This is a genomic window from Collinsella aerofaciens, assembly GCF_040910245.1.
Classification (GTDB): domain Bacteria; phylum Actinomycetota; class Coriobacteriia; order Coriobacteriales; family Coriobacteriaceae; genus Collinsella.
Genome location: NZ_JBDGAY010000001.1, coordinates 82611 through 99829, shown reverse-complemented (window position 1 = coordinate 99829; position 17219 = coordinate 82611). Strand labels below are relative to the sequence as shown.

At 59.1% G+C, this 17219-nt stretch carries 14 protein-coding genes and 1 pseudogene; 10 read left to right on the top strand and 5 right to left on the bottom strand.

Annotated features, from left to right (window positions below):
• Positions 1 to 3: 3 nt before the first annotated feature.
• The 3 genes from AB5Z20_RS00410 (at position 4) to AB5Z20_RS00400 (ending at position 2758) form a co-directional block, all read left to right on the top strand.
• Positions 4 to 1383: an ATP-binding cassette domain-containing protein gene (locus AB5Z20_RS00410; protein WP_368155797.1), complete on the top strand. Its 1380-nt coding sequence runs from the start codon at positions 4 to 6 to the stop codon at positions 1381 to 1383.
• A gap of 215 nt (positions 1384 to 1598) precedes the next feature.
• Positions 1599 to 1820 carry a type II toxin-antitoxin system RelB/DinJ family antitoxin gene (locus AB5Z20_RS00405; RefSeq protein WP_161144799.1) on the top strand — a complete coding sequence of 74 codons (222 nt, stop codon included), beginning with the start codon at positions 1599 to 1601 and terminating at the stop codon, positions 1818 to 1820.
• Positions 1821 to 1843: 23 nt separating this feature from the next.
• Entirely contained in the window at positions 1844 to 2758 is a 915-nt protein-coding gene (locus tag AB5Z20_RS00400) for a lysostaphin resistance A-like protein (RefSeq protein WP_368155796.1), read from the top strand.
• An 8-nt stretch (positions 2759 to 2766) separates the two neighbouring features.
• Here AB5Z20_RS00400 and AB5Z20_RS00395 read toward each other — a convergent pair whose 3' ends face one another.
• A complete protein-coding gene (locus AB5Z20_RS00395) occupies positions 2767 to 3759 on the bottom strand; it encodes an AraC family transcriptional regulator (protein ID WP_368155794.1) in 993 nt (330 codons plus the stop codon).
• A gap of 153 nt (positions 3760 to 3912) precedes the next feature.
• Between AB5Z20_RS00395 and AB5Z20_RS00390 the strand changes: the two genes are divergently transcribed.
• Both AB5Z20_RS00390 and AB5Z20_RS00385 read left to right on the top strand, forming a co-directional pair.
• Positions 3913 to 5391 (top strand): family 1 glycosylhydrolase, encoded by a 1479-nt coding sequence (locus tag AB5Z20_RS00390; protein ID WP_161144796.1) that lies wholly within the window; start codon positions 3913 to 3915, stop codon positions 5389 to 5391.
• A gap of 11 nt (positions 5392 to 5402) precedes the next feature.
• Positions 5403 to 6773, top strand: coding sequence for a PTS transporter subunit EIIC (locus AB5Z20_RS00385; RefSeq protein WP_368155792.1), 1371 nt, complete (start codon positions 5403 to 5405; stop codon positions 6771 to 6773).
• Positions 6774 to 6899: 126 nt separating this feature from the next.
• Here AB5Z20_RS00385 and AB5Z20_RS00380 read toward each other — a convergent pair whose 3' ends face one another.
• A complete protein-coding gene (locus AB5Z20_RS00380; RefSeq protein WP_368155790.1) occupies positions 6900 to 9035 on the bottom strand; it encodes a YgiQ family radical SAM protein in 2136 nt (711 codons plus the stop codon).
• 268 nt (positions 9036 to 9303) lie between these two features.
• Between AB5Z20_RS00380 and AB5Z20_RS00375 the strand changes: the two genes are divergently transcribed.
• From AB5Z20_RS00375 to AB5Z20_RS00365, 3 genes are all read left to right on the top strand, one after another.
• Positions 9304 to 10020, top strand: a complete 717-nt coding sequence (locus AB5Z20_RS00375; RefSeq protein ID WP_118377270.1) for a YoaK family protein — start codon at positions 9304 to 9306, stop codon at positions 10018 to 10020.
• Positions 10021 to 10185: 165 nt separating this feature from the next.
• A complete protein-coding gene (fucO, locus tag AB5Z20_RS00370; protein WP_022094861.1) occupies positions 10186 to 11352 on the top strand; it encodes a lactaldehyde reductase in 1167 nt (388 codons plus the stop codon).
• Positions 11353 to 11956: 604 nt separating this feature from the next.
• Positions 11957 to 13000, top strand: a complete 1044-nt coding sequence (locus tag AB5Z20_RS00365; protein WP_368155788.1) for a M42 family metallopeptidase — start codon at positions 11957 to 11959, stop codon at positions 12998 to 13000.
• 146 nt (positions 13001 to 13146) lie between these two features.
• Here the strand turns inward: AB5Z20_RS00365 and mnmA are convergent.
• Positions 13147 to 14250 (bottom strand): annotated as a pseudogene (mnmA, locus tag AB5Z20_RS00360) (tRNA 2-thiouridine(34) synthase MnmA); the annotation flags it as partial.
• 179 nt (positions 14251 to 14429) lie between these two features.
• Positions 14430 to 15368, bottom strand: coding sequence for a cysteine synthase A (gene cysK, locus AB5Z20_RS00355; RefSeq protein WP_055250951.1), 939 nt, complete (start codon positions 15366 to 15368; stop codon positions 14430 to 14432).
• Positions 15369 to 15621: 253 nt separating this feature from the next.
• Here cysK and AB5Z20_RS00350 point away from each other — a divergent pair, with 253 nt between their 5' ends.
• Positions 15622 to 16050, top strand: coding sequence for an Rrf2 family transcriptional regulator (locus tag AB5Z20_RS00350; RefSeq protein ID WP_368155786.1), 429 nt, complete (start codon positions 15622 to 15624; stop codon positions 16048 to 16050).
• A gap of 144 nt (positions 16051 to 16194) precedes the next feature.
• On the opposite strand, the gene AB5Z20_RS00345 is transcribed toward AB5Z20_RS00350, so the two are convergent.
• Positions 16195 to 16554: a phage holin family protein gene (locus tag AB5Z20_RS00345; protein ID WP_055285729.1), complete on the bottom strand. Its 360-nt coding sequence runs from the start codon at positions 16552 to 16554 to the stop codon at positions 16195 to 16197.
• Positions 16555 to 16879: 325 nt separating this feature from the next.
• Here AB5Z20_RS00345 and AB5Z20_RS00340 point away from each other — a divergent pair, with 325 nt between their 5' ends.
• On the top strand, positions 16880 to 17179 hold the full coding sequence (locus AB5Z20_RS00340; RefSeq protein ID WP_022094855.1) for a YerC/YecD family TrpR-related protein: 300 nt from the start codon (positions 16880 to 16882) through the stop codon (positions 17177 to 17179).
• Positions 17180 to 17219: the final 40 nt, after the last annotated feature.

The window sequence follows — 17219 nt, the reverse complement described above, 5'->3', positions numbered from 1 at the left end:
CCCGTGCGTGCGTTTGCTCGACAAATGACAGAGCGTATGAAGGCGGTGGCGGCAGCAGGTGCCGTTGCCGCCTTTTGGCTTGCCGTGTGGGTGCTGATGGCGGGTTTCGTGGCGCAGCCGTTGATTTTGCCGAGGCCGGGCGCTGTCGTGGTGGCGTTGCTGCGACTGGTATGCGATGCCGGCACATGGGCGATTCTGGCAGGCTCGGGTGCGCGAATCTTGGGCGGGCTGGCGCTTGCCGCGGTGTGCGGCGGCGTACTGGCGGGAGTCTCGGTGCGATCGCTGACGTTTGCCCGCTTGGTGGCGCCGGCGCTTTCGTTTGTTAAGGCGACGCCGGTTGCCTGCGTGGTGGTTCTGCTGCTCATTTGGTTGGGGTCGGCGCGCGTGAGCATTGCAGCGGTCTTTTTGATGGCGCTGCCGGCCGTGTATTTCTCACTGGTCGAGGGCTTGACGCAAGCGGATAAACCGCTGGAGCAGATGTTTCGTCTGCATGGCGTGCGGGGCTGGCGACTGTTTTGTGCCCACACCTGGCGCGAAGTCCTGCCGTTTGTGCTTTCGTGCGCCCGCGCTGTGATCGGCATGAGCTGGAAGGCCGGCGTGGCGGCGGAGCTGATCGGCATGGCGGTGGGCACCGTGGGCGAGCGCATCTATCAGGCGAAGCTTTTGATCGAGACGGCGGACCTGCTGGCGTGGACCGTGCTGGTCGTTGTCGCCTCGTGGGCGTGTGAGCGCGTGCTGGTGTGGCTGCTGCGGGTTTCGGGACCCGTGGCGTGGCGCGCGGTCGTGCGGGCGCATGGGCGCGGCGCTCGCGGTTGTGTGGGAGGCTCTGCTGGTGGCGGGGCTGCGGCGGGGCTTGCGCTCGCCGTGGGCGATCGCGCGCCCTGGGCGCCGGCGCTGTACGGTCTGGTGCTCAACGTGCCTGCGGGTGGGCGCATCTGTGTGATGGGTGCTTCGGGCATGGGCAAGTCGACGCTGCTTTCGTTGGCAGCGGGGGAGTGCTCGCCGTGCTCGATGGTGTTTCAGGATGCACGCTTGGCCGAGTCCGCCTCGGCGCTGGATAACGTGCTGGTGTGCGCCGATGCGCGTGTGGACGCTTCGAGCGCCGCGGCATTGCTGCGCCTGCTGGTGCCGGGAGTCGATGTGGATGCTCGCGTGGCCGAGCTTTCGGGCGGGCAGCGCCGTCGCGTCGAGATTGCCCGCGCCCTGCTGTGCCCGGGCGGCGCGGTGATTCTTGACGAGCCCTTTACCGGCCTGGATGCCGCCGCGCGCGATGCGACGACCAAGGTCGTGCTCGACCTGCTCGACGGCCGCACGCTCTTGCTTGCCACGCACGACGCCGCCGACGCTCAGGCCCTCGATATCTCGGACATCATCACGCTCTAAAAACTAACTCAGCAACAAAATGATTCGTTTTCCTCCGTCCCCATGGGGTCTGGTGTGGTATTCTATCTGCGGGGTAATACTTAGGAATACCAAGTAATACCAACGCCGCAGAAACAAACTCCAGATGCGGGTCAATCGGGTTGCCTTCACAGCCCGTCGCCCAGCCGCGTGGCCCGCATCTATCCGCACCACCGTCGTTTCAAAAAGGAAGCGCCATGGCAGAACACATGACCCCCGTAGTCGCGAAGGTCTTGCCCGAGGAGAAGGCAGCCTTCGCGGCGGCAACCCAGCTCGTGGGCACCACGCCGTCCAACGCCATCCGCATGTTTATCGCCGCGTTCAATCGCTGCGGCACCTTCCCGTTCGACATCTCGCCCAACGGGGCCTTTGGCAAAGAGTGTCCCCAACAGCTAGTCGTTGAAGAACGTCCCCAATGACTAGTCGTCGGGAGGAGGTTGGCATGCTCAATGCGATGATTTGGGCGCTTGCCTGTTTTGGCGTCGTCGCTGCCGATATTGCCCTGAGCGTCGTTTTGTTTTCCGCCCTTGGCGTCGCATCGGTGTTCATGGGTTTTTCGATCGATGGCCTCGACATTCAATTGCTTCAGGCTGCCGCGCAGATGGCGTCGTTTTTGATGGCGCTGCTGTGGTGGCGTTATCTGTGGCCGCGTTCGTTTATGGCACGCCGGCAAAGCGAGCACCCGCTCGGCGGGGGAGCGCGTGGGGCGTGGAAACGCATCGCCTGCGTTATCGTGATTGGCCTTGCCCTGCAGGTGGTCGTTGGCTACGTGACCGACGCCGCGCTGTCGCTGTTGCCCGAGGCCGCGGCCGACTACAGCGAGCTTGTCGAGGAAACAGGCATGGGCGACACCAGCTATCTCGCCGTCCTGACTACTGTGCTCGGCGCCCCATTTTGTGAAGAGCTGCTGGTGCGCGGCATTATTATTGAGTTTTCGCTCCGAGCGTTTAATCCGCAGTGCCGCCCACTTTGGAAGCGCCGGCGTCGTGCGAGCGCGCAGGACGGCGCCATGGTGCCCTGGGCGGCCCCAAGTACGTGGGGTATTGCCGCGGCGATTGTGCTGCAGGCGGCAATCTTCGGTTTTATGCACATGAATTGGGTGCAGGGTTGCTACGCGGGTGCCGCCGGCCTCATCTTTGGTTGGGTGCTCGTGACCACCGGAAAGCTTCGCTACACGATTCTGCTGCACTTTGCGTTTAATGCCGGGTCGTATCTCATGGGGCTGCTGTGGTTTGTGGGCACACCGCTCGACGTTGTGGTCACGGTTGGCATCGCCGGCTTTGTGCTGGTAGAGGCGATGCGCTCGCTGCTTCGATTGCGCATTCCCGTGTCGCGCGAAGCTGATCGGTCTGAGTAATAACGCCTTTAATTAGACCGATGCGTCCTGAACGCACCTGGCGTTTCGCCGAATGCTTCTTTAAATTTTGAGTAAAAGAATAACATGTTGGAGATGCCGACTTTTCGGGCTACATACTGCACGCTGCGCTCGGTGTTATTGAGAAGATATGCCGCCTCTGTGAGCTGTTGGTTGAGCTTGATTTGCGAAAACGTTTTGCCGGTTTTTTGCTTGATCAAGCTGCTGAGATAGCTGGTGCTATAACCCGTATCGCTCGCAATGCTTTCGAGTGTGCAGTCGCCGTAGCTTCGCTCAATATGATTCAGAATCGACACGATGCGTTCGTCCGACATGATCGCCTGGTTATCAGTTGCGGAGCGTCGGTACAGTCCTCGAATGAGAACAAGGAATAGGCTGACGGCGAGGTGCCTCATGAGTTCGTTGGAATAGGCATCTTTAAAGTGATATTCGATAAAGAGCATCTCGATGAGGCGTCGCGCATGTCGGGCGTATTCCTCTGGAAGAATGAGATATTTTCGGGCCTCGCGGTTTTTGGACACAAAATCAAATAGAAGATTCGTTAATGGTGACGCGCCGGGTAGCTGGCTCAGGAACAACGAATCGAACATTTCTTTTTTGAAGACGATCGAAATGACGATATCATGCTCGCCCTTAACGTATGGAACGCTTCTGACTACGCCGGTGTTGCAAATGAGCACGTCGCCCTTTTTAAGGAGTAGTCGCCGTCCGTTGACGATAAACGTGCAGACGCCGTCGTACACGTAGTTAAGCTCCATATCCCGATTGATATGAGGAGGAATATCGGTAAAGCGCGACTCCTTGATAAGGCCCACGGGGTTTTCGTCGAGAGTTTCTTTCCAATCAAACAGATAGACCTCTTCGCCGTTAATGGTTGTGGTTTCCACTCTGTTATATCGCGGGCTGAGCTCTCCTGGATGCGTGCGATGCCACTCTTCGGTCTCGGTATGCGTGTAGAGCAGCTGTTTGAGATTCGAATCCATGGGGTGCTCCAGGGGTGAACGGTAGAATCGGTGCCTTAAACGGTATTATATCTAAAAAAATGTTATAAACCAACGCTTTCTATGCGATATCTTATGCATCTTGTTCTCCCTAGTATTGGGTTATCCGCTGGAGCATCCGATCAAGGAGGGCAAATGAGTAAGTTAAAACGTGGGTTTGACTCCGACTTTTTATGGGGCGGAGCCATATCGTGCTCGCAGGCCGATGGCGCCTGGAATGAGGGCGGAAAGGGAAAGTCGACGCAGGATTGTCGATGGCTGGATGGCACCTGGACTCATGACCAGATTGAGGACAAGCATCAAAACAACCCCTTCTGCCATGACGAGCTAATGAACGCTCTCGCAGATGATGGCGTTGAGTTCTACCCGTTTAGGCGCGGCAACGACTTCTATCATCACTATCGTGAGGACATCGCGCTTTTTGCGGAGATGGGTCTCAAGCTGTTCCGCACCTCTATTTGCTGGAGCCGAATCTATCCTAACGGAGATGACCTTGAGCCTAACCGCGAAGGCATCGAGTGGTATCGAAGCATGCTGGGTGAGTGCAAAAAGCACGGCATTAAGACCTTCGTCACCATGCTCCACTATGACATCCCGGTAAATCTTGTCACCACATATGGGGGATGGAAGAATCGCAAGACGATTGATTTCTTCGCCCGCTATGTCGAGACAATCGTTACGGAATTGGGCGATCTGGTCGATTTCTGGCTGCCTTTTAACGAGTTCAATGCAGCGCGTTTTTCGCCTTGGGACGGGGTCTGTCTGGTCAAAGACGAAGAGGGGGAGAACTTCGATCGAGCCATCTTCCAGTGCCTGCACCACGAGTTCGTTGCCAATGCGCGCGCCGTCGAGATTGTCCATCGTCTTTCGCCCGATACTCCCGTTGGCGGCATGATCGCTCGATTCTGTACGTATCCTGCCACCTGCCGTCCCGAAGATAACATGCAGGCTATTCACGACGACCAGTATTCCAACTGGTTCTATACGGACGTGATGGCTCGTGGAAAATACCCCGCTTACATGAATCGCTATTTCGATGCGTGCGATATCGAGATTCAAATGGAGCCGGGCGATGAGGAGCTCATCGCTCGCAACACGGTCGACTTCCTGGCCTTCTCGTACTACTTTTCCCAGGTATCCACCTGCGATCAGGGATGGGAGAAGACTGCGGGAAATCTGGTCATGGCAAACAAGAACCCTTATCTCGAGACGAGTGAGTGGGGCTGGCAGCTCGATCCCATTGGCCTGAGGGTTACCCTTAACCAGATGTATGACCGCTATGGGCTGCCCCTGTATATCGCCGAGAACGGCCTCGGTACATCTGATGTAGTCGAGGAGGATGGCAGCATCCACGACGAGTATCGAATCGATTATTTGCGCCAGCACATAAAGTGCCTTAAAGAGGCAGTGATCGATGGCGTTGACGTGCGCGGATATATGATTTGGGGATTCATTGACCTTGTTGCCTGCGGTCCTCTTACGATGGACAAGCGATACGGGCTTATCTATGTCGATCTGGATAATTGCGGCAACGGCACTGCGGAGCGCTTGCGTAAAGACTCTTTCTATTGGTACCAGAAATGTATCGCCACTAATGGCGAGGATCTTGGGTAGGAGTGATTGTTGTGGCAGACAAGAAGGAACTGGCCGCTCGTGTCCTCGAGCTCGTGGGCGGCGCCGATAACGTTGTTGTGGCAACGCACTGCATTACAAGGCTCAGATTCAACCTGAAGGACGATAGCAAGGCAGATCTGGAGGCCCTTAAGACGCTTGACGGCGCCTTGGGCGCGCAGGTTAAAGACGGGCAGTGGCAGGTTATCATCGGCGCCAGCGTGGGGTCGGTATATGACGAATTGGAGCCCATGCTAGGCGACAGGATGGGTGGCGAGGTCTCCGCCGACGCCGAGCAGCCTGAGCTCCAAAAAGGTTCGGCTCGCGTATTCGATATCATCACCGGCATCTTCTCCGCTATCATTCCCGCACTGGTGGCGGGAGGCATCGTAAAGGGCATCCTGGCTGCTATCGCGGCTTTTGGAATCGACACGGGTGCCGGCGACTTTGCGATATTCAATATGATTTCGGATATCCCGTTCTACTTCTTGCCGTTTTTGCTGGCAATGTCTACAGCTGATAAGTTCCGGGTCAACCGTTCGCTTGCGCTTTGTGTTGCCGGATCGCTGATGTACCCGACCATTGTCAACGCTGTCGGTACGGGCGAGACGCCCCTTGCGCTGTTCGGTTTTGCGGTGCCGATTTTTAGCTACGCCGATTCCGTGTTCCCGGTTATCTTTGGCGTCATTGGCTTGTCTTTTGTATATCGTGCAATCGACAAAGTCGTGCCGGATCTTTTTAAGCTCGTTGTCGTTCCGGCGCTCTCCCTTGCTATCGTGATTCCCGTCAACCTGTTTGTGCTCGCTCCGATTGGTGCCTGGTGCGGTCTTGGTCTTGCCAACGGTATCGTTTGGCTATTCTCGACGTTAGGCCCCGTTGCCGGTTTTCTGCTGGGCTTCTTTATGCCGCTTATCGTGCTCTTCGGCATGCATCAGTCAACGAGCCCTATCCAGATTTCCAATATCGCAACGCTTGGGTATGACTATCTGCTCCCGATCTCTTTCTGCCATAGCCTCGCCGAAAGCGGTGCGTCTTTTGGTGCAGCCCTGCGCATGACCGACGAAAAGCTCAAGTCCGCTGCAATGACGTGCGCCTTCTCAGCATTTATGGGAATTTCCGAGCCCGCCTTGTTTACCGTTCAGGTTCCTAACAGGACTCCGCTTATCGCTGCGATGATTGCGGATGGCATTGGCGGTGCGCTTACCGTTGTTCTCGGCGCAAAGTGCTTCGGCTTTGTTATGCCCGGCATTACCTCGTTGCCCGTTTATGCCGATCCAAGCGGCAATCCCATGAACCTGATCATGATTGTCGTCTGCATCGCTTTGACTTGGGTTATCTCTGCGGCGCTCTCGTTTGCGCTCTATGGTCGTTTCGACAAAAAGTAACGACGTTTTGAGATAGACAATATTAATCGGCCGCTCGCCGGGGAATCGTTCTGCGACGCCCCAGCGAGCGGCATTTTATTGGTGGGGCGTGTCGTGTCGCCAACGGCGGCATGCCGCCTCGCCGCGCTAGCTGCGTCTGCCGCCTCCGTTGGCGCCCTGACGCCCCTGTGCCGCGCGATTGCGACCGGCAGTGTTCTGCGCGCGGGACATACCGCCGTGACCCTTGCTGCCCTTGGGCCCCTTGCCGGCGGCGCCACCGTGGGCCTTGCCGCCCTTCTTGCCGGTGCCATGCCCACCGCCGGCAGACGTCTCGCCCGGGCGTGGCGGCACGGGGCGAATCAGGCAATGCTTGGTATAGCCGATCAGATCACGACGCCCGGCCTTCTCTAGCGCCTCGCGCACGAGCTTGTAGTTCTCGGGCTTGCGATACTGGATGAGCGCACGTTGCATGGCCTTCTCGTGCGGGTCGCGCGCCACATAGATCGGCTCCATGGTGCGCGGATCCACGCCGGTGTAGTACATACAGGTCGACATGGTGGACGGCGTGGGGTAGAAGTCCTGCACCTGCTCGGGCATGTAGCCCATGTCGCGCACGGCTTCGGCAAGGTCCACGGCTTCCTTCATGGTTGAGCCCGGGTGGCTCGATATCAGATACGGCACCACGTACTGCTTGAGTCCGTATTCGCGGTTCAGGCGTTCAAATTTACGGCAGAACGCGTCGTAGACGGCGCGGCTCGGCTTGCCCATCACGGACAGCACCGCGTCGCTCACATGCTCGGGCGCTACGCGCAGCTGGCCCGAAACGTGATGCTCCAGCAGCTCGCGCAAAAACTCGTCCGAGGCGTCGGCCATGGTGTAGTCAAAGCGGATGCCGCTGCGCACGAAGACCTTCTTGACGCCCGGCAGCTGGCGCAGGTCGCGCAGCAACTGCGTATAGCCGCTCTCGTCGACCACCATGTTCTTGCATACGCTCGGCCACAGGCAGCGCTTGTTCTTGCACACGCCGTGCTTGAGCTGCTTGTCGCAGGCAGGGCGGCTAAAGTTTGCCGTCGGTCCGCCCACGTCGTTGATATAGCCCTTAAACTCAGGATCGCGCTTGAGCAGCTCGGCTTCGCGCATGATCGAGTCGTGGCTGCGCATCTGCAGCACGCGACCCTGGTGGAAGGTGAGGGCGCAAAACGAGCACTCGCCAAAACAGCCGCGGTTGGAGCTAATGGAAAACTTGATCTCGGCAAAGGCCGGCACGCCGCCTGCCGCGTCGTAGTCGGGATGCCAATCGCGTGCATAGGGGAGCTCGGCCACCTCGTCCATCTCATCGGTAGTGAGCGTCGCCGACGGCGGGTTCTGCACCACATAGACGCTGTTGGGGTAGGGCTCTACCAGGCGATGCCCGGTGATGGGATCCATATTCTGCTGCTGCACGTTAAAGCTGCGCGCGTAGTTGAGCTTGTCGGCGGTAAGGTCGTCCCAGCTGGGCAGCAGGTCGTAGTCGTAGACCTCGTCGAGCGAACCCGTGCGGTAAACGGTGCCGTTGATATAGGTGATCTGATCGACGGTCAGCCCCGCGTCGAGCGCGTCGGCGATTTCGACGATCGCGTGCTCGCCCATGCCGTAGATGAGGATGTCGGCGCCCGAGTCGAGCAGCACCGAGCGCTTGAGCTTGTCCTGCCAATAGTCGTAGTGGGCCAGACGGCGCAGGCTTGCCTCGATGCCACCGATGATGATGGGAGCGTCCTTGAACGTCTGGCGGATGAGGTTGCCGTAGACCGTGACGGCACGGTTGGGGCGGTGGCCTTCCTCGCCGCCGGGGGTATAGGCGTCGGTGTGGCGGCGGTGCTTGGTCACCGAATAGTGGTTGACCATGGAGTCCATGTTGCCGGCGCTGACCAAAAAGCCCAGGCGCGGCTCGCCGAGCACCGTGATGCTGGCGGGGTCGGTCCAGTCGGGCTGGCAGATAATGCCCACCTTGTAGCCGTGTGCATCGAGTACGCGGCTGATGATGGCCATACCAAAGCTGGGGTGGTCCACGTAGGCGTCGCCGCAGATGTAGACAAAGTCGCACTGGTCCCAGCCGCGCGCATTCATATCGGCGCGACTGACGGGGAGAAACTTGTCGCGGCCCGGACGCCAGGGACGGACGGGCGCTGCTGGGGTATGCGTGGTGTGCCCACCCTGTGCCTTGCCGCCGCGCTTTTGTTGCTGGCCCTGTTTGCCCTGCTGACTGCGCTGGTTGTTCTGAGCGTGCTGAGGCTTTTTTGCCACGATCCCTCCCGGTGTTTGTATGCTGCACGTAATTGTAACCAGTCTTTTTGGGACGGGGCTAAAAAGACTGGTGGAGTACACGAGCTGGCGGATCGGCGTGTCGATGCGGGTGCCGGCGCCGCGCCCGCTGTTTGTTTCCAGACTGTGTATCTGCGCGTTGGAGAACCCGTCTCGCGCGCACGCCATGTTGTCAATGGGTTACAGTATGAACGGCGGCTATGTTTCCGCCAACGCACGAGAGGGTCGTCAACAAGGAGGATGCACGGCGATGCAGCGTGCCAAACAGATATCGGAGTCTATTGAGCTGGGCATCATCTTGGCGCTCGCCGGTGGTTTTATGGATGTGTATTCGTACATTGGGCGCGACCATGTTTTCGCAAACGCGCAGACGGGCAACATCCTGCTCGTGGGCGTGAGCATCTCGGAGGGCAATTGGGCACTGGCGGGACGCTATTTCTTCCCCGTGGTGTCGTTTGCCGTGGGCATTATGCTTGCCGACCTGGTACATGAGCGGTTTGGCAGCGTGATTCACTGGCGCCAAGTGACGGTGTTCTTTGAAGCCGTCATCTTGCTGGGCGTGAGCTTTATCCCCGGTGGCGGTTACAACCTGCTCGCCAACTGCCTCACCTCGTTTGCCTGCGGCATGCAGGTCGAGAGCTTCCGCAAGATCCACGGTCACGGCATCGCTACGACCATGTGCATCGGCAATTTGCGCAACGCGCTGCAAAACGTGGACGATTACATCATCACCCACAGGCGCGGCTTTTTGGAAAACGGCCTGCTGTACTTTGGCGTGATCTTTACCTTTGTGTTTGGCGCCGTGTTGGGCAACTGGTGTATTGAGCGCATGGGCCTGCACGCCATCGTCGTGGCGAGCTTGCTGCTGTTTGTCGCGTTTGCCATCATGTTCATCGACCGCGAGCGCGACTTGCGCTTACGCTGGAAGGTTGCGGCCGAGGCTTGGAAAGAGGGCTGCCGAAAGTAACCGAATGCGGCAAAGGGGCTGTCCCTTTGCCGCAACATTATTCATCATCTGTTGAAACGTTTTAACACCTTTGACGTTCTCACGCGTTTTTTGTTTCAAAAGCGTTAGGATGGGACTTATAGCGCGGGGCGTAATGGGTGCCCCGCACACGATGGGAGGCTATCAATGGCTAATCGTTTCGTTCTCAATACCATCTCTTATCATGGTTCCGGCGCCATCAAGGAGATCCCCGGCGAGCTCCAGCGTCGCGGCTACAAGAAGATCTTCGTCTGCTCCGATCCCGATCTGGTCAAGTTTGGCGTTACCGCCAAGGTGACCGACGAGCTCGACGCCGCCGGCATCGCTTGGAGCCTCTACTCCGAGATCAAGCCCAACCCCACCATCCAGAACGTCAAGGACGGCGTCGAGGCCTTCAAGGCCGCCGAGGCTGACGCTATCGTGACCATCGGTGGCGGCTCCTCCATGGACACCGCCAAGGCCATCGGCATTATTATCAACAACCCCGAGTTCGCCGATGTCCGCAGCCTCGAGGGCGTTGCTCCCACTAAGAACCACGCCGTGTTCACCATCGCTGTGCCGACGACCGCCGGTACTGCTGCCGAGGTGACCATCAACTACGTCATCACCGACCCCGAGAAGGTCCGCAAGTTCGTGTGCGTCGACACCAACGACGCCCCCGAGGTCGCCGTCGTCGATCCTGACATGATGGCTTCCATGCCCGCCGGCCTGACCGCTTCCACCGGCATGGACGCTCTGACCCACGCCATCGAGGGCTATACCACCAAGGGCGCTTGGGAGCTCTCCGACATGTTCCACTTTGAGGCTATTAAGCTGATCAGCGAGAACCTGCGCGACTCCGTCGCCGAGGCCAAGTCCGGTCAGCCCGGCTCCGGCCGCGAGGGCATGGCCCTTGGCCAGTATGTCGCCGGCATGGGCTTCTCCAACGTTGGCCTGGGCATCGACCACGCCATGGCTCACACCCTGTCCGCTCACTACGACACCCCGCACGGCGTCGCTTGCGCCATGCTGCTGCCGATCGCCATGGAGTTCAACAAGCCGGTTTGCGCTGAGCGCCTGGCCAAGGTTGCCGTCGCCATGGGCGTTGACACCACGGGCATGAGCACCGACGAGGCCGCCGACGCCGCCATCGCCGCCGTCAAGCAGCTCTCTGCCGACGTGAACATCCCGCACGTCTGCGAGGCCATGAAGGCCGACGAGATCGAGGTCCTGGCCAAGGACGCCATGGCCGACGCTTGCTTCCCGGGCAACCCGCGCGAGGCGACGCTCGACGACGTCATCGAGCTCTTCAAGAAGATCTGCCCGGCTGCCTAGCCCAGTTTGGTGGCCCTTCGCCCGTAGGCGTATGGTCTTTTGACTTGCCGCTGGCCCCGCCGTGCTACGCACGGCGGGGCTTTTTGTGCTGCGTCGATGCCCCGAGACGGGCAAAACCAAGGCATACTGCCCGCTGCGGATAGGTGGCGCACTTCCCAGCGTGCATTTTTGGGAGTATTCAGCAAGCTCTTAAAAATGCATAACGTTTTGAATGGGCCGTAGTGGCCCGCAGGCGTCCATCGACAGCCCTTGTGGGTGGGCTATCGATGGACGGAGATGGCTGTCGCCGCGTTTTTGGTTTGCGTTGGCCTGCAACACTGCTGTAACCGCGTCGTTTTGTCGTTTGTGATGGGGCCGTTGGGGCCCACGGTGCTGAATACTCCGTTTTTTGCACGGTCCAAAGTGGGGTACCCTGAGACGAAGCAAGAAGATGCCTCATTTTTATGCAAATACCGATAGGATTTATGCATGATTGGGATTGTAAGCCGTGCGCGTGCGCAAAATCGGCGCGAGGACGTCTAGAGGTGGCTCGGCTCCCAGAGCCTTGCGCGTGCAGAACGGTTAAAATCGGGATTCGGTCTTAGTTTTGCTTGGAAGGATGCACATGGCTTCTGTAATCGATGCTTCTCTAGAGGAGACGCTCTCCTATATCGCGGGACAGCTTAAGACGCTGACTTCTATTGCTTCGCCTACCGGCTATACCCGTGCGGCGACTGATTATCTAATGGAAACGTTGCGCGATATGGGCTTTGGCCCCGAGCGTTCCAATAAGGGCAACGTGCTCGTTGAGCTTGGCGGCGAGGGCGAGCCGCTCGTGTTGGCGAGTCATGTCGATACCCTGGGCGCCATGGTGCGCTCCATTAAGGACAATGGTCGCCTGCGTCCCACGACGCTCGGCGGGCATCAGTGGTCTACGGCCGATGGCGAGAACTGCACCGTCTACACGCGTGACGGCAATGCGTACACGGGTGTGGTCCTCAATACCGAGCCTTCGGCGCACGTGGCCGACGAGCCGGTCAAGACCATCGAGAAGAACATGGAAATCCTGCTCGACGAGAATGTCGACAACAAGGACGATGTGCTCGAGCTGGGCATTCAGACGGGCGACATCATCGCTATGGATCCGCGTACCACGGTGACGGAGAGCGGCTACATTAAGAGCCGCTTCCTGGATGACAAGCTGTCGGCGTCGATTCTGCTGGGTCTGGCCCGCGCCGTTGCTGACGGCGAGGTGTCGCTTTCGCGCAAGGTGTCGCTGCTCTTCACCGTGTACGAGGAGGTCGGCCACGGCGGCGCTTTCGTGCCGGCCGACACGCGCGAGATGATCAGCGTGGACATGGGCTGCGTGGGCGACGACCTGGGCTGCACCGAGCGCATGGTGTCGATTTGCGCCAAGGATTCGGGTGGCCCCTACAACTACGATCTGGTGACCACGCTGTCCAACATCGCGCGCGAGCTGGAGCTCGATTACGCCATCGATGTGTACCCGCACTACGGCTCCGACGTCGAGGCCACGCTCTCGGCCGGCTACGACATTCGCCATGGCCTGATCGGCCCCGGCGTGTACGCGAGCCACAACTACGAGCGCAGCCACATGGACGGCGTGCGTAATACCTTTGAGCTGGTTCGCGCCTACGTACAGCGCTAGCAATGCAGCGGCCTCGGCTGACACAGCAGTACCGACCGAGGCCGTCCTCTCTAAGTTGCGGTGAAATAGGGACTGTTTGGCGGTTTTAAACGCTTAAACAGTCCCTATTTCACCGCAAGTTATGGAGGGGATGGGGCGAGGTGCTGCTATTTGATGGCTGTCGTAACGGTGCCGCCGCCGAGGACGATGTCGCCGCGGTAGATTACAACGGCTTGGCCGGGGGCGATGGCTCGTTGCGGCTCGTCAAAAGTTAGCAGCATTTGTCCGTCGGCGCCATGTGTAAGGGTCGCTGCCTGGTCTTTCTGACGGTAGCGGTACTTGGCACCCACGCGAATGCCGCCGGACGTGAGCTCTGCCTCCATGCGGTCGGCAGGGGCACTCCAGATCCAGTCGTCGGCCGTGAGTGCTGTGGCCGTTAGGTCCTCGGCCTCGCCCAGATGCACGGTGTTGTTGGCGGCGTCGACGCCCGTCACATACACGGGATGCGCCATCGCGACGCCCAAGCCCTTGCGCTGGCCGATGGTATAGCGCAACGCACCGTTATGGCGTCCGACCACGCTGCCGTCGCGCCATACAATATCGCCCGGCTCGGCGGCATGTCCGCAGCGGCGCTCGATATAGCCCGCGTAGTCGCCGTCCGCGATAAAGCAGATGTCCTCGCTCTCGGCCTTCTTGGCGTTGATGAAGCCCTGCTCGGCGGCAATGCGGCGCACGTCGCGCTCTTTGTCCAGCCCGGCCAGCGGAAAGATTGTGCGCGACAGCCGCTCCTGCGTGAGCGAATACAAAAAGTAGCTCTGGTCCTTCTTGGGGTCTTCGCCGCGATGCAGCTGCCAGGTGCCGTCGGACGCCTGGCTTGTTTTGGCGTAGTGACCTGTGGCGATGTAGTCGCAGCCCATATCCAGCGCCGCATCCAGCAATGCGCCAAACTTAATGTGGCGGTTGCAGATGATGCATGGGTTGGGCGTCAGCCCCTCCTGATAGGCGGTCACGAAGCGCTCGATAACATTGCGGTCGAAGGTCTGCTGCAGGTTAAGTACATGGTGGGGTATCCCCAGGCGCTCGGCGACGGCCTTTGCATCGGCGATGTCGCGGTCGACCTTACTCGTGCTCGTGACGGGATCGGGCGCGGGGCAGGTGAGGCGCATGGTGGCGCCGACACATTCGTAACCCTGGCTTTTGAGCAGATACGCGGTCACGCTGGAATCGACGCCGCCACTCATGGCGACGAGCACGCGCTTGTTGTGCATGGGGAGGTTCTCCTTGGTGGCATGTGGCCAAAAAAGAAAAGCGGCGCGGGAGACTGGTTCCGCGCCGCAGACATTGTAGCAAGTTCGGGCGTCCTGTGGGACGCCCTAATGAGATGGGCTCAGACTGCCGGGAGAGAGAGGAGACCGGCTCGTCCGTGGGCTCAACCTATGGGCGACAGGCTCTAGTCCTGGAACAGTGCCGTGGACAGGTAGCGCTCACCGGTATCGGCGAGCAGGGCCACGATGGTCTTGCCCTCGTTCTCGGGGCGCTTGGCCAGCTGCAGCGCGGCCCACACGGCGGCGCCGGACGAAATGCCCACGAGCACGCCCTCCTTGTGGCCCACGGCGCGGCCGGTCGCAAAGGCGTCGTCGTTCTCGACGGGGATGATCTCGTCATAGACCTGGGTGTCGAGGACGTCGGGCACAAAGCCGGCACCGATACCCTGGATCTTGTGCGGGCCGGCCTGGCCCTTAGAGAGCACCGGGGAAGTGGCGGGCTCAACGGCGACGACCTGAATCTCGGGGTTCTGCTCCTTGAGGAACTCGCCCACGCCGGTCACGGTGCCGCCGGTGCCGACGCCGGCGACGAAGATGTCGACCTTGCCGTCGGTGTCATCCCAGATCTCGGGGCCGGTCGTGGCCTTGTGGATGGCAGGGTTGGCGGGGTTTACAAACTGACCGGCGATAATGCTGTTGGGTGTCTCCTTCTGCAGCTCCTCGGCCTTGGCGATGGCGCCCTTCATGCCCTTGGAGCCGTCGGTGAGCACGAGCTGTGCGCCGTATGCCTGCATAAGTTTGCGGCGCTCGACGGACATAGTCTCGGGCATGGTGATGATCACCTTGTAGCCGCGAGCCGCCGCCACCGAGGCGATGCCGACGCCGGTATTGCCGCTCGTGGGCTCGATGATGGTATAGTCGCCGCCGCGCACGAGCTTGCCGGCCTTCTCGGCCTCGTCGATCATGTTCTTGGCGACGCGGTCTTTGACGGACCCGGCGGGGTTGAAGTATTCCAGCTTGACGAGCACGCGGGCCTTGAGGTCCTCATCGGCCTCAAAGTGAGTGAGCTCCAGAAGCGGGGTGTGGCCGATAAGCTGATCGATGGACGTATAAACATTGCTCATGGTGAACCTCCAAAGTGTTCAAATGACTGGATGCCGTGTGGTTTTACGGTGTGTGTAGCAGCGAAACCCACAAACCCTATAGGTTGTTCGTTTTGCTGTTGGCAAGCATAGTAGACGCTAAAGCCTAGTAACGCAATAGGAAATATAAGATTATGACGAGTCGATTAACCATCTTGACGGGAATGGGTATTTTCAAAACCAATTTTTCGGCTAGAATTTCTACGGACTAAATGACCGAAAGGCAGCACTATACATGTTGGTTTCTACTAAGGGCAGATATGCCCTTCGCGTTATGGTCGACCTGGCCGAGCACCAGGCAGCCGGTCGTATCCCGCTCAAAGAGATCGCGGCGCGACAGGGGATTTCCGAGAAATATCTCGAGAACATCTTGGCTACGCTTGTGCGCGCCAACATGCTCTCGGGCATGCGCGGCAAGGGCGGCGGCTACGTGCTTATGCGCCCGCCCGAGCAGTATACGGTGGGCGAGATCCTGCGCCTGACCGAGGGCAGCTTGGCGCCGGTCGCATGCCTGGACGGCGACTGCAAGGGCTGTTCGCGTTCGGACGAGTGCCCCACGCTCGACGTGTGGAAGAACCTGGACAAGCTCATCAACGACTACCTCGACGGTGTGACGCTTGATCAACTTGTCGCTCCCAACCATGGCTACGACTACGTCATCTAACCCATACCCGCCATTTGGGGACGGAGCGGAAATGGTAGATTCTCTCGCCCTTTGAGACTTGACAAATAAGAAGGCCGCCCATTTTTGCGATGGGCGGCCTTCGTTTTGGGTCGATATGACGGTTCGTATTGAACAGTTCTAGCCCTAGGCGATGCTATCGAGAATGCTGCGCATGATGGATACCAGGATGCTGCCCATAAAGGCCGATCCAAAGCCGGCAATGGAGATACCAGCGCCCAACAGATTGACCGACAGGTAGCTGGCCAGCTCGAGCATAAAGCTGTTGACTACGAGCTGAAAAATACCAAGCGTAATAATAGTGAGCGGCAGTGAGATGACCGTCAGGAACGGCTTGACGAGCGAATCGACGATGTTGAGGAACAGTCCCACAAAGGCGAAACAGACCCAGGCCTCGGCAAAACCGAAGGGTTGGATGCCGGGGACGAGGAACGTGGCGATCGCGATGGCGATCGAAGTAAAGAGCCAGTTAAGCATAAAGCGCATGGTAGGGGGTCCTTTCTTGCGCGGGGAGAGTTAGTGACGCGTGAAGCAGCTTGCCGTGGCGACTTGGACGGCTGCGCGAACGCGGGGCCTTGCCTGGATGCCCATTGTCGCAAATATTCGTGGAGCTTACGTGCGCATTCGATTTCAAAACGGCGTTCGTCCTGAAAAACGCGCCGCTGACAGAGAGTCTTGTCGCTTTAGTTTGGTGGTGTGCTACACTGCTACGGGCAAAAGCCACAGGCGTTGCCCTATTGCATAGAACGGGCGAACGATGCCCGATGTCAGTATCAACTTCGATGCCTTTTGGCGGGTTTGGCGGTGATCGATGAATATCGAGAACATGTTTGACAAGCCTGATGTCAAGCAGCTGGTCCACGCATTTAGCCTTTTGGACGACGAGAAGGATATCCAAGCGTTTTTGACCGATATCTGCACGCCGCGCGAGATTTGCGATCTATCGCAGCGTCTGCAGGTCGCGCGTTACCTGGATGAGGGCGAGCCTTATGTTGAGGTTCAGGCCCGCACCGGCGCTTCGTCCACTACGGTGAGCCGCGTTTCAAAGGCGCTGAACGGCGAGTACGGCGGCTATCGCAAGATCCTCATTAAGCTGGAGGATGGCGAGTAGGCGGCGCAAAAAACGAATTGTACAAAACCGCTCCTCCGGG

Excerpts from the sequence above, each read along its gene's own strand:
- AB5Z20_RS00405 (WP_161144799.1), top strand. The coding sequence starts at position 1,599 with ATGGCAGAACACATGACCCCCGTAGTCGCGAAGGTCTTGCCCGAGGAG.
- AB5Z20_RS00400 (WP_368155796.1), top strand. The coding sequence starts at position 1,844 with ATGCTCAATGCGATGATTTGGGCGCTTGCCTGTTTTGGCGTCGTCGCT.
- AB5Z20_RS00395 (WP_368155794.1), bottom strand. The coding sequence starts at position 3,759 with ATGGATTCGAATCTCAAACAGCTGCTCTACACGCATACCGAGACCGAA.
- AB5Z20_RS00390 (WP_161144796.1), top strand. The coding sequence starts at position 3,913 with ATGAGTAAGTTAAAACGTGGGTTTGACTCCGACTTTTTATGGGGCGGA.
- AB5Z20_RS00375 (WP_118377270.1), top strand. The coding sequence starts at position 9,304 with ATGCAGCGTGCCAAACAGATATCGGAGTCTATTGAGCTGGGCATCATC.
- fucO (WP_022094861.1), top strand. The coding sequence starts at position 10,186 with ATGGCTAATCGTTTCGTTCTCAATACCATCTCTTATCATGGTTCCGGC.
- AB5Z20_RS00365 (WP_368155788.1), top strand. The coding sequence starts at position 11,957 with ATGGCTTCTGTAATCGATGCTTCTCTAGAGGAGACGCTCTCCTATATC.
- cysK (WP_055250951.1), bottom strand. The coding sequence starts at position 15,368 with ATGAGCAATGTTTATACGTCCATCGATCAGCTTATCGGCCACACCCCG.
- AB5Z20_RS00350 (WP_368155786.1), top strand. The coding sequence starts at position 15,622 with ATGTTGGTTTCTACTAAGGGCAGATATGCCCTTCGCGTTATGGTCGAC.
- AB5Z20_RS00345 (WP_055285729.1), bottom strand. The coding sequence starts at position 16,554 with ATGCGCTTTATGCTTAACTGGCTCTTTACTTCGATCGCCATCGCGATC.
- AB5Z20_RS00340 (WP_022094855.1), top strand. The coding sequence starts at position 16,880 with ATGAATATCGAGAACATGTTTGACAAGCCTGATGTCAAGCAGCTGGTC.